Annotated in this window: 8 protein-coding genes and 2 pseudogenes; 5 read left to right on the top strand and 5 right to left on the bottom strand. The window is 71.4% G+C overall.

Annotation, left to right across the window (positions count from 1 at the left end):
* The first annotated feature begins 34 nt into the window (after positions 1-34).
* From ABT336_RS11550 to ABT336_RS11535, 5 genes and pseudogenes are all read left to right on the top strand, one after another.
* Positions 35-976 (top strand): carbohydrate ABC transporter permease, encoded by a 942-nt coding sequence (locus ABT336_RS11550; RefSeq protein WP_350896457.1) that lies wholly within the window; start codon positions 35-37, stop codon positions 974-976.
* 15 nt (positions 977-991) lie between these two features.
* On the top strand, positions 992-1,942 hold the full coding sequence (locus ABT336_RS11545; protein WP_502891157.1) for a carbohydrate ABC transporter permease: 951 nt from the start codon (positions 992-994) through the stop codon (positions 1,940-1,942).
* A 91-nt stretch (positions 1,943-2,033) separates the two neighbouring features.
* Positions 2,034-3,380, top strand: a pseudogene (locus tag ABT336_RS11540) (bifunctional 3'-5' exonuclease/DNA polymerase); the annotation flags it as partial.
* Positions 3,381-3,680: 300 nt separating this feature from the next.
* Positions 3,681-3,977 (top strand): annotated as a pseudogene (locus ABT336_RS27510) (bifunctional 3'-5' exonuclease/DNA polymerase); the annotation flags it as partial.
* 147 nt (positions 3,978-4,124) lie between these two features.
* A complete protein-coding gene (locus tag ABT336_RS11535; RefSeq protein ID WP_350896456.1) occupies positions 4,125-4,718 on the top strand; it encodes a nucleotidyltransferase family protein in 594 nt (197 codons plus the stop codon).
* A gap of 170 nt (positions 4,719-4,888) precedes the next feature.
* Here ABT336_RS11535 and ABT336_RS11530 read toward each other — a convergent pair whose 3' ends face one another.
* The 5 genes from ABT336_RS11530 to ABT336_RS11510 all read right to left on the bottom strand — a co-directional run.
* Positions 4,889-6,292: a GH1 family beta-glucosidase gene (locus ABT336_RS11530; protein WP_350896455.1), complete on the bottom strand. Its 1,404-nt coding sequence runs from the start codon at positions 6,290-6,292 to the stop codon at positions 4,889-4,891.
* Complete coding sequence (yicI, locus tag ABT336_RS11525; RefSeq protein WP_350896454.1) at positions 6,293-8,530, bottom strand: alpha-xylosidase; 2,238 nt, start codon at positions 8,528-8,530, stop codon at positions 6,293-6,295.
* 306 nt (positions 8,531-8,836) lie between these two features.
* On the bottom strand, positions 8,837-9,646 hold the full coding sequence (locus ABT336_RS11520; protein WP_350896453.1) for a metal-dependent hydrolase: 810 nt from the start codon (positions 9,644-9,646) through the stop codon (positions 8,837-8,839).
* Positions 9,647-9,739: 93 nt separating this feature from the next.
* Positions 9,740-11,287: a serine/threonine-protein kinase gene (locus ABT336_RS11515; RefSeq protein WP_350896452.1), complete on the bottom strand. Its 1,548-nt coding sequence runs from the start codon at positions 11,285-11,287 to the stop codon at positions 9,740-9,742.
* A gap of 105 nt (positions 11,288-11,392) precedes the next feature.
* Positions 11,393-12,436, bottom strand: a 1,044-nt coding sequence (locus tag ABT336_RS11510; protein WP_350896451.1) for a glycosyltransferase family 4 protein, incomplete at its 5' end; no start/stop codon positions are given.

The following is a 12,436-nucleotide window of genomic DNA, read 5'->3' as shown; positions in this document are numbered from 1 at the left end:
GCCCCGAGGCGATCCGTTCGAGAGAGTAGGTTCGATGCGGCACGGTGTCGGGCGATTCGTGGCAGGCTTCCTCTTCCTGCCCGTCGCGCTCTATCTCCTGTACGTGGTGTGGCCCTTCGCCCAGGCGGCCGGCTACTCACTGACCAACTGGGGTGGGTACTCCGACCGGCAGGAGTTCGTCGGGCTGGACAACTACGTCCGGCTCCTCTCCGACGAGCTGATCCGCAAGGCGTTCTGGCACAACGTCTTCTTCCTGATCACCGTGCCGCTGGTCACCATCGCGCTGGCCCTGTTCCTCGCCTTCCTGCTCAACGTGGGCGGACGCGAGGACAGGGCCGGCGTACGGGGGGTCTTCGGCTCCGGGTTCTACCGGGTGGTGTTCTTCTTCCCGCAGGTGCTGTCCCTCGTGGTGATCGCCGTGATGTGGCAGCAGATCTACCGGGGCGACGGGCAGGGGCTGATCAACGGCCTGCTGATGAAGGTCGGCCTGGTCGACGAGGAGAACCCGATCGCCTTCACCGCCGACCCGGAGCCCTTCCTCGGCGTACCGGCGGTCCTGTGGTGGCTGCTCCTGATCGCCGTCTGGAGCGGGGCCGGCTTCTACATGGTGCTCTTCTCGGCGGCCATGCAGTCCATCCCGAAGGACATCTACGAGGCCGCCATCCTCGACGGGGCCAGCCGGTTCCACACCTTCTTCCGCGTCACCCTGCCGCTGCTGCGCGACACCGTCTCGGTGGCCTGGGTGTACCTCGGCTTCATCGCCCTGGACATGTACGCCCTGGTCTTCGTGATGACCCCCAGCCAGGGCGGACCGGACCACGCCAGCGAGATCTTCGCCTCGGTGCTCAACTTCACCGCCTTCCAGAAGGGCCAGTTCGGATACGCCTGCGCCATGGGCGTGGCGTTGGCGCTGTTCACCATCCTGCTGGCCGCGCTCCAGCTCCGGATCACCCGCCGTGAGCGGATCGAGTACTAGTAAGGAGACGGTGCCATGAGCACGATCACCCGGGCATCCGAAGCCGCTCGTCCCGCCGACGACGACCCACCCCGCCCCTCGACGGGCGGAAACGCCGGGCGACCCCTCGGCGGACGGATCTTCAACGGGTTCTCCCACCTGTTCCTGGTGGTCTGGGCGGTGATGGTGATCTACCCGCTGCTGTGGGTGGTGATGTCGTCGTTCAAGTCCGACTCGGAGGTCATTCGCCAGCCACTGTCACTGATCCCGGAGAAGCTCAACTGGGACAACTTCTCCCGCGCCTGGGTGGACGGGCACCTCGGGTCGTTCTTCGGCAACACCCTCCTCGTCCTGGTCGGCAGCATCACGTTGACCATGCTGCTCGGCTCGATGGCCGCGTACGTGCTGTCCCGGTACGAGTTCCCAGGGAACCGGGCGATCTACTACATGTTCCTGTCCGGGTTGACACTGCCGATCTACCTCGCGGCGGTCCCCCTGTTCAAGGGCGTCTACAACATGGGCGTCGTCTTCCCGCTGCTCGGCCCGAACAGCCACCTGATGCTGATCCTGGTGTACGTGGCCTGGTCGCTGTCGTTCACCGTCTTCTTCATGCACTCGTTCTTCCGTACGCTGCCCAACGCCGTCGCCGAGGCGGCGATGGTCGACGGGGCCTCCCACAGCCGCCTCTTCTTCAGCGTCATGCTCCCCATGGCCCGCCCCGGCCTGATCAGCATCGGCATCTTCAACGTGCTCGGCCAGTGGAACCAGTGGTACCTGCCGACGCTGCTGATGCAGTCGGTGGCCGGGGAGCCGAAGAACCAGGTGATCGCCCAGGGACTCATCGAACTCTCGGTCAACCAGGGCTACAAGTCGGACTGGAGCGGCCTCTTCGCCGGGGTGACGATGGCGATGCTCCCCGTCCTCGTCGTGTACCTCGTCTTCCAACGGCAGGTCCAGTCCGGCCTCACCGCCGGCGTCAGCAAGTAACCCTCCCCCGATGAAAGGAAGGGCCCCTTCTTAACGCCTGGGGTAGAGAAGGGTCCCCTTCTCACCTCCGGGCGGGCGGGGTGCGGGGAGGATGTCGTACGGGCCGGGCAGAATCACGTTCGTGCTGGTGGCAGTGGTGGCGGACGAGCGGGGCGGCGGGTTGCTGCAACCGCTCGACCCGACCGGCCACCCCACCGGGCCGACCGAGCAGGTCACCGACCTGACCGCCGCCGTGGCCGCCCGGGAGGCCGCCGAGAAGCCCCGGTGGGTGTGGGCGTCGACGGCGTCGGCGTACCCGATGTTCGTGCGCGCCGGGGTGCGCGTCGAGCGTTGCCACGACCTGGAGTTGACCGAGGCCCTGCTGCTCGGGCACGCCGGCCGCTTCGGTGAACCCCGGTCGGTCGCGGCGGCGCTGGCCCGCCGCGACGGCGGCCCGGTGCCGCCCGACCCGCCGCCCCGACCCGTCGAACCGCCCGGGCGCGGCCAGGGCGCGCTCTTCGACGCCCGGCCCGGCCCGCCGCCCGCCGACCTCACCGCACTGACCCGGGTGTACGCCGACCAGCTGGCCCGGATCGCCGGAACCGGGCACCCCGGCCGGTTCCGTCTCCTGGTGGCCGCCGAGTCGGCCGGTGCGTTGATCGCCGTCGAGATGGGGGCCGTCGGGTTGCCCTGGCGGGTGGGGGTGCACGACGCGATCCTGGCCGACCTGCTCGGTGAGCCGTCCCCGGTCGGCGGGCAGCCCCGACGCCTGGCCGACCTGGCGGCCCGGATCGCCGCCGCCTTCGGGCTGCGTCACCTGCACGCCGACTCCCCGGCCGAGCTGCTGCGTGCCTTCGCCCGGGCCGGAATCGACCTGCCCAACACCCGTGCCTGGGTGCTGCGCGGGGTCGACCACCCGGCCGTGCCGCTGGTGCTGGAGTACAAGGAGCTCTACCGGATCTGGACGGCCCACGGGTGGGCGTGGCGGGACGCCTGGGTCTCCGGCGGCCGGTTCCGCCCGGAGTACGTACCCGGTGGGGTGGTCTCCGGTCGGTGGGCCACCCGGGGCGGGGGCGCGCTCCAGATCCCCAAGGTGATCCGGCGTGCGGTGGTCGCCGACCCCGGCTGGCGGCTGGTGGTCGCCGACGCCGGTCAGGTCGAGCCCCGGGTCCTCGCCGCGGTCTCCGGTGACAGGCGACTGGCCGCGGCCGGTGGAGCCGGGGACCTCTACGCGGCGTTGGCCCGGGAGTCCTTCGCCGGTGACCGGGACCGGGCCAAGGTGGCCCTGCTCGGTGCCATGTACGGGCAGACCGGCGGCGAGGCGGCACCGGCGCTCGCGGTGCTGCGGCGCAACTACCCGACCGCCTTCGGGTACGTCGAGGCGGCGGCCCGGACCGGCGAGGCGGGGGGCCTGGTCCGGTCCTGGTTGGGGCGGACCTGCCCACCCGGGCCGGGTGGCTCCGCCGTCCACGACGACGACGGTTCCTCCGGCGGTGGGGGTGCCTACGACGGTGGTGTCGGGCGCGGTGGTGGTGGCGGTGCTCTCGGCGGTGGTGGTGTGCGCGGTGGTAACGGCGGTGGTGGTGTGCGTGGTGGTGGTGTGCGTGGTGGTGGCGGTGCTCTCGGCGGTGGTGGTGTGCGCGATGGTGGCGGTGCCTACGGCGTGCGCGGTGCCTACGGCGGGGACGGTGCCTACGGCGGGGGCGACCCGGCGGGGGAGTTCGACCCGGAGCCGGTCGACCCGCAGTCGCCCCGTGCCCGGGCGGCGCGGTCGCGGGGCCGGTTCACCCGCAACTTCGTCGTCCAGGCGACCGCCGCCGAGTGGGCGTCCACCCTGCTCGCGACGTTGCGGACCGAGCTGGCCGGGACGGCTGCGGAGCTGGTCTTCTTTCAGCACGACGAGGTGATGGTGCACTGTCCGGCCGACCAGGCGGACGCGGTGGCCGGGGCGGTCGCGCGCAGTGGGGAGCGGGCCACCTCGCTGCTGTTCGGGCAGACCCCGGTCCGGTTCCCGCTGGACCTCTCGGTGGTCGACTGCTACGCCGACGCCACCTGACCCGGGCCACACCGCCGGGGTCGCCCCGGACCCGAGATCATGTCCGTCGACATCCGGCCCGAGGATGCCACCAATGTTCCGAATATCCGTTTCGCCCCGACACTCATCGGGGAACCCCTCGTTGCACCCGGTGTGCGAATAGCAGGAATGATCATCGCCGCAGGCGGCGGCCGTCGGCTCGGCGGACCCGAGGCCCTGTTACGCCAGGGGGAGCAGCCGCTGGTACGCCGGATGATCGACACCATGGCCGACGCCGGTTGCACCCAGACGGTGCTCGTGCTCGGTGCGGCAGCCGAGCAGGTACGCGAATCGGCCGACCTCACCGGCGCCACAGTCGTGGAGAACCGGGCCTGGGGAACCGGGGTGGGTTCCTCCATCCGGGCCGGACTGGCAGCCCTGGCCGATCGGCTGATCGAGGCGGTGGTGGTGGTGCCGGTGGACATGCCGGGGCTGACGGTCGACGCCGTACGCCGGGTGGTCGCACTGCCGTACCCGGATGCCCTGGTCTGCGCGACCTACGACGGGCTGCGCGGGTACCCGATGCTCTTCGGGCGTCGACACTGGCCCGGGATCGCCACCCTGGCCAGCGCCGACGTCGGAGCCCGGCCCTACCTGCTGGCGCACAAGGACCAGATCGTCGACATCGCCTGCGACACCGTCGCCGACGGCAGCCGTGTCGACACCCCCGAACTCATGGCCCTCTACGGCCTGACCGTCCCACCCCAACGCATCCCCGCCTGACCCACCCCCCCACCCCACTCCCGACCTCCCCCACCTCCCCCCGTTCGCCCTGTTGATCAAGGGATTTGCGTCAGAATCCGAGCCTCGGATGACGCAAATCCCTTGATCAACGCGTGCGGCCGGGGGGCCGGGGGGGGCAGGGGGGGGCAGGGGGCAGGGGGGGGCTGGGGTTAGGGGGTGGGGAGGGTGTTGGTGCGGGTCAGGGTCTGGTACCAGTGGGCGCTGTCCTTCCAGGTACGTACCTGGGTGTCGTAGTCGACGCGGATGATGCCGAACCGGCGGTCGTAGCCGTACCCCCACTCGAAGTTGTCCAGCAGGGACCAGACGAAGTAGCCGCGCACGTCAGCCCCGGCGTCGATCGCCGCCCCGACCGCGTCGATGTGTCGGTGCAGGTAGTCGACCCGGCGCTCGTCGTGGATCCGCCCGTCGGCGGAGACCTCGTCGTCGAAGGCCGCCCCGTTCTCGGTGATCATCATCGGCTGGTTGGGGTACTCGTGGTGCAGGCGCAACAGCAGCTCGGTCAGGCCGCTCGGGTCGATGTTCCAGCCCATCGCGGTGTACGGGCCGGGCTGGGGGAGGAAGTCGACGTCGTCGGCACCCACCCACGGGGTGTGCACCGAGTTGCCGTGCCCGTCGTTGTCCGAGCGGGCCGAGGTGCCGTCCCAGGCCCGGACCAGGGTGGTGGAGTAGTAGTTGACCCCCAACACGTCCAACGGGACCGCGCAGGCCTTCTCGTCGCCGTCGCGCACGAACGACCAGTCGGTGACGGCGGCGGTGTCGGTGAGCAGGTCCGCCGGGTAGGCCCCGCCCAGCATCGGGCCGAGGAACGCCCGGTTGGCCAGGGCGTCGATCCGCCGGACCGCGTCGGCGTCGGCGGCCGACTCCGACGCCGGTCGGATCACGTGCAGGTTGAGCGTCACCGACAGCTGCGCCGCCGGGGCGGTCTCCCGGATCACCCGGCCCGCCAGGCCGTGCGCCAGGTTCAGATGGTGTACGGCGGCCAGGGTCTGCGCCGGCTCGGTCCGGCCCGGGGCGTGCACCCCGGAGGCGTACCCGAGGTAGGCCGAGCACCACGGCTCGTTCAGCGTGGTCCAGGTGTGGACCCGGTCGCCGAGGGCGGTGACGATCCCGGCCGCGTACTCCTGGAACCGCAGTGCGGTGTCGCGGGCCGGCCAGCCCCCGGCGTCCTCCAGCTCCTGCGGGAGGTCCCAGTGGTACAGGGTGGCGACGGGGCGTACCCCGGCCTCCAGCAGGCCGTCGACGAGCCGGGAGTAGAAGTCGATCCCGGCCTGGTTGAAGGCGCCCGAGCCGCCGGGCTGGACCCGGGGCCAGGAGATGGAGAACCGGTACGCGTCGAGCCCCAGTTCCTTGATGTGTCCGAGGTCCTCGGCCCACCGGTGGTAGTGGTCGGCGGCCACGTCACCGGTGTCGCCGTTCAACGTCCGTCCGGGGGTGTGGCTGTAGGTGTCCCAGATGGACGGTCCCCGCCCGTCCTCGGTGGCCGCACCCTCGATCTGGTACGCCGCCGTGGCCGAACCCCAGACGAAACCCTCGGGAAAACTCCGTGCCGACATCTACCGTGCTCCCTCCGCGTTCACGACCTCACAGGTGTACCCCGACGACGCCCCGTCGACCAGGTCGACAGTGGCGACCCCGTCGGCGTACCCGATCTCGAACACCGCCCCCGGTCCGTCACCCGGCGACGGGATCCGCACCCGGGTCCGCTGCCCCTGCACCGGCGCGTAGCAGCGCAACCGGACACCGTCGGCCCACTCGTAGTCGGGGCGGTCGTGGACCGCGCCGAAACCGACGACCGCCCCCGGGCGGGCGAGCACCGGCACGCTGGTGACGTCGTGCTTCTCGGTGCGCCACAGCGGTCCGGTGACCCGGGCTCCGGTGACCAGGTGGGTCCAGGTGCCGGTCGGCACGTAGTAGGTCACCTCCCCGTCGGCGCTCATCACCGGTGCCACGAGGACGTCCGGGCCGAGCATGTACTGCCGGTCAAGGTACGCGGCGGTCGGGTCGTCGGGAAACTCCAGCACCATCGGCCGCATCATCGGCCACCCGTCGGTGTGCACCTGTTCGGCGACCGAGGCCAGGTACGGCATCAGTTCGAGCTTGAGGCGGGTGAAGTGGCGCAGCACCTCGACGGCCTCCTCGTCGTAGGCCCACGGGACCCGGTAGGAGCCGGACCCGTGCAGCCGGGAGTGGGAGGAGAGCAGCCCGAAGGCGATCCACCGTTTGAACACCGCCGGGTCGGGGGTGCCCTCGAACCCGCCTATGTCGTGGCTCCAGTACCCGAACCCGGACGCGGCGAGCGACAGTCCACCGCGCAGCGACTCGGCCATCGCCGGGAACGTCGACTCGCAGTCGCCACCCCAGTGCACCGGGAACTGTTGTCCCCCGGCGGTGGCCGACCGGGCGAAGACGACAGCCTCACCCGGCCCCCGCTCCGCCTCCAACAGCTCGAAGACGACCTTGTTGTAGAGGTACGAGTAGTAGTTGTGCATCCGCTGCGGATCCGACCCGTCGTGCCACCGGACGTCGGTGGGGATCCGCTCCCCGAAGTCGGTCTTGAAGCAGTCCACCCCCATGTCCAGCAGGGTGCGGAGCTTGTCGGCGTACCAGGCGGCGGCCTCGGGGTTGGTGAAGTCGACGAGCGCCATCCCGGCCTGCCACTTGTCCCACTGCCAGACCGACCCGTCCGGGTTGCGGACCAGGTAACCGGCCTGTCGTCCCTCCTCGAACAGGTACGACCGCTGGGCGATGTACGGGTTGATCCAGACGCAGACCTTCAGCCCCCGCTCGTGCAGTCGGCGCAGCATCCCCTCCGGGTCGGGGAAGGTCTTCGGGTCCCAGACGAAGTCGACCCAGTGGAACTGGCGCATCCAGAAGCAGTCGAAGTGGAACACCGACAGGGGCAGGTCCCGCTGCGCCATCCCGTCGATGAAGGAGGTGACGGTCTCCTCGTCGTACGAGGTGGTGAAGGAGGTCGACAGCCACAGCCCGTACGACCAGGCGGGCACCCGGGCCGGTCGGCCGGTCAGGGCGGTGTAGCGGCGGAGCACGTCCTTGGGGGTGGGGCCGTCGACGAGGAGGTACGTCAGGGTCTGCCCCTCGACGCTGAACTGGGTCTGGGAGACCACCTCCGACCCGACCTCGAACGACACGTGCTCGGGGTGGTCGACGAAGACGCCGTACCCGGCGCTGCTGAGGTAGAACGGCACGTTCTTGTACGCCTGCTCGCTGGCGGTGCCGCCGTCGGCGTTCCAGATGTCGACGGCCTGGCCGTTCTTGACGTACGCGCCGAACCGTTCGCCGAGGCCGTAGACGGTCTCCCCGACGCCGAGGGCGAGGCGTTCGTGGACGAACCGGCGGCCCTGGTCGTCGGTGACCACGCCGACGCTGCGTTCGGTGGAGGAGGTGACGACCCGGTCGCCGTGCAGGAAGTCGACCTGCCAGGCCCCGACCAGCCCGACCCGGACGGTCAGGTCGCCTGTGGTGAGGGTGGCCGTCGACTCGGTGACGTCGACGGTGACCGGGTGGTCGACGTCGGTGTGCAGGGCGAACCGGGGCTCGCGGGGGAGTCCACCCGCGTGGTGTCCGATCGTCACCCCGACCACCCCGGCGGCGGGGGAGAAGAACCGGACGGTGACCACCGGCCGGTTCAGGGTGTCCCCACGGCCGGTGAGTACGGCGGTGGGGGCGAAGACGGTGAAGCCGCGTTCCTGTGTCTCGACCGATTCGACGGCCCGGGGTCGGAGGACCTCGACCCCGGGCCGCATCTGCCAGTACCCGTCGGTGAACTTCACGTCTCGGCTCCTACCGTGATGCCGCGGCTCAGCGTGCGTTGGAAGACGAGGAAGAGGACCCCGCAGAGACGCGAGGGGGCACCGGGGGAGGCCCGGGTCGGTGACCACACCGGCTGCGGCAACCTGACGTCGAAACGCTTCGACGAAGCGCTTCGACAGACCGTAGGGCACGTTTCCGGCGACCGTCAATAGCCGGTACGGCCGCGCGGCGGGCGCAGGTCACGCCGGTGCGGCGGGGGACCGGAGACCCTCCTGACGGGGATCATGCGCTGAGACGTATGTCGATGTGACGGGCTGGTGGAGTCCTCAGAGGTCGGTGGGGAACCGGTCCAGGACCGAGGGGGCGACCAGACCGACCGCGGACAGCACCGCCACCGCCGTCATGATCGAGCGCAGCACCACCACCTCCGTCTTGCTGCCGGTACGCAGGGCGATCTTGCTCGGGAGCCGGATCGGCATCCACATCCGCCGCTTGATCGGGATCGGCCAGAGGATCGGCACCCCGGCCCGGGTGATCAGGTCACCGAGGATGTGTACGAAGCAGCCCACCCCGACCGCCAACCCGATCAACGGGTAGCCCCGGTCCCCGGGCAGGTTGGCGTAGGTGAACCAGGCGGCGCCGGCCGACACCAGGGTGACGATCACCCAACCGGCTCGCTCGGCCCACTTGTCGAACAGGCCGCGCAGGGCCAGACCGATCATGAAGAACAGGATGCCGATCACCGCCCACTTGCCGTACGTGGCGCAGAGCCAGGTGGTGCCCCACCCGACCAGGACGGTGAACGGAATGGTGTGGGTCAGCGTCCGGTGCCCGTTGTTGCGTCGGGGATCCTTGCTGAGCTTGGTGGCGTAGTACACGCCCAGGGAGACCTTCTCGATCACCTCGGCGGCGAAGAGGCTGACCACACCGAAGGTGCGGGCGACAGTCGCCCCACCCCGGTTGCGGGTCACCTTGCCGGAGAGGTCCAGGTCGGGGAAGAGTGCCCCACCTGCGCAGACCGCGGTGCCGACGGCGAGGGCGAGGGGAGACTGCTCGTAGTCGGCGAAGTAGTCCAGGGCCAACGACCCGGACAACCACACCGCCGCGCCGGACAGCGCGTGGGACGGTCCCATCATTGTCGCGTCACCCTCCCCGGGAAGATCGTGATCGACAACCTACGCCACTGTGTCCCGTGTTGATCGAGGGGGACCGGGTTGGTCCGATGTGGACTAGACGGGCGGTGCGGGACGGAAACTCTGCCGCACCATCAGGAAGTAGGTCGCGTTGACCTGCCAGTCGAACTCACCCGTCTGCCAGGTGAGGGTGTACGCCCGCCCCGGGGAGGTCCGGACCAGCAGCCGGGCGGCGTGCACCGGGTCCCCGGCCCCGTCACGCCACCGGCACTCCCACACCGCCCCACCCTGGTAGAGGTCGATGGCGGAGATGTCGACCCGCTCGTAGCCGGGCAGGGAACCCGCACCGGTGATCCGCTTCTCCTCCGCCCGCCAGTGCCGGACCGGGTCGGTCGGCGCGGCACCGGCGGCGACGCTGAGCAGCCGGGAACCGTTCGGCTCCCGGAAGCACACCGCCGCCGCGTCCGTCCACCGCTGCCAGCCCACCGGGGCGGCGATGCGGAACCCGCTCGGGTCCAGGTGCCAGGTCCAGCCCGGGACGAGCCCCGGCTCCTCCTGCGGCGGCGGGACCGACGGCACCGGCCGGGCGGCCACCGGTGGGCTGCCGGCACAGGCGAAGGCGGCCCGGCGGTCGACCGGGGTGGCGGTACCCCCGACCGGCCCGGGGTCATCGCCCCCGCCCGTGCTCACCAGGACACCGGCCACCGCCACCAGCACCACCGCCGCCCCTGCGGCGACGAGGACCCCGACCGGCCGTCCCCGGGCCGACGTCGCCCGGACCCAGGGTCGCCCCCCGGTGGTGACCGTCCGGTGGACAGGCGCGTCGGCGACCCCGGAGGCGACCTGTCGGAGCAGCCGCTCGACCTCGTCGGGGTCCAGCCGTCGGGCCGGATCACGCTGCAACAGCCCGGTCAACACCGGCCGCAACGGTCCGGCCCGCCGGGCGGGAGCGGGCGGTTCCGTGGCCAGCGCGCTCAACGTCGCCATCGCGCTGCCCCGGGCGTACGGCGACACACCCTCGACCGCCGCGAACAGCGTCGCCCCCAGCGACCACAGGTCGGTACGCGCGTCGGCGATCCCCTCCCGGGCCCGCTCCGGCGCGACGAACTGCGGTGACCCCAACACCATTCCGGGGCCGGTCATCGCCGCGTCACCACCGACGAAGGTGGCCAACCCGAAGTCGGTCAACACCACCCGGCCGTCCTCGGCGACCAGCACGTTGTGCGGCTTCACGTCACGGTGCAGCACCCCGGCCGCGTGCGCGGCCCGCAACGCCGCCAACACCGCCAGGCCGATCCGGGCCACCCGACGCGGCGGGAGCGGCCCCTCGGCGGTGACGATCTGCTGCACCGACCGGGAGGGGACGTACTCCATCACCAGCCACTGACCACCCCGGTGGGTGAGGACGTCGTAGACCCGTACCACGTTCGGATGGTCGAGCCGGGCGGCGGTCCGGGCCTCCCGCAGCGTCCGGTGCCGGATCTCGTCCCGCTCGGACTCGCCCAACCAGGCCGGTGGGACGATCTCCTTCACCGCGACGTCACGGTGCAGCATCTCGTCGCGGGCCCGCCACACCCGGCCCATCCCGCCGGTACCCACCAGGTTCAGCAGCCGGTACCGGCCGGCGATCAGTGCCTGCTGCACCACTCCCCCCTCGGCTACGTGCGGTACACGATAGCGAGCGGGCAGACGAAACTCATCCGCTCCGACGCCGGTACCCGGACCGGTTCGGCCCGGGTCCGGCGAGGATCAACCGGCGAGGCCGGCGGCGAGCAGCAGGTTCCCGTCCGGGATGGAGACCGGCCTACGCCCCGCCCCGAGTCGCTCGGTGGCGCGGCGGACCCCGAAGGCCCGGTGTTCCCGCCCGGCGGTCAGGTACGTCGCGGCGGTGCGCTCCGCGATGGCCGTCCACCCGTACCGCCTGCCGACCATCTTCCGGGCGCTGCGGGCCACCCGGCGGGCGAACACCTCGTCGGCGAGGAGCCTGTCGACAGCCCCGGCGAGGGCGTCCGGGTCGCTGTGCGGGAAGGTCACCCCGGTCACTCCCGGCTCGACGATCTCGGCCAGTCCACCGGTGGCGGCCACCGCGAGCGGCGCCCCGGCGGCAGCCGCCTCCAGGGCGATCATGCCGAACGGCTCGTAGAGGCTCGGCACGACGGTGGCGTCGGTGGCCCCCAGGACCGCCGGCAACTGCGTGGAGTCGAGGAACCCGGTGAACCGTACGGTGTCGCCGAGAGCCAGCCGGTCCGCCTCGGCCTGCAACTCGCCACGGTACGGCCCGTCCCCGGCGATCAGCACCCGCAGCCCCGGGTGCCGCTGCCGCAGGTGGGGCACCGCCCGGACCAGGTGCTGCACCCCCTTCTCGTAGACCAGCCGTCCGGCGTACCCGACCAGGGGGCCGTCCCCGGCGAACCGGGCGCGAGCGGAGGCCACAGCCCGGGGGCGGGCGTGCCAGGCCCGGTCGTCGACCCCGTTGGCGACCACGTCGACCCGCCCGGTCGGCACGTCGAACAGCGTGGACACCTGCTCCCGCATGTACCCGGAGCAGGCGATCACCCGGCCGGACTCGTTTGCCAGCCAGTGCTCCACCCCGTGGATGGTCCGGTTCATCTCCTCCGGCAGCCAGCCCTGGTGCCGCCCGGCCTCCGTGGCGTGGATCGTGGTGACCAGGGGCAGGTCAAGGTGCTGGGCGATGGTGATCGCGGTGTGGGCGACGAGCCAGTCGTGGGCGTGGACCACGTCGTAGGCGCCGGCCTCGGTGGCGCGCAGGGCGGCGCGGGTGAGGGTGTGGTT

It is taken from the genome of Micromonospora sp. NPDC000207 (assembly GCF_040300925.1).
GTDB lineage: Bacteria > Actinomycetota > Actinomycetes > Mycobacteriales > Micromonosporaceae > Micromonospora.
This window is presented reverse-complemented; position numbering and strand designations above follow the sequence as displayed.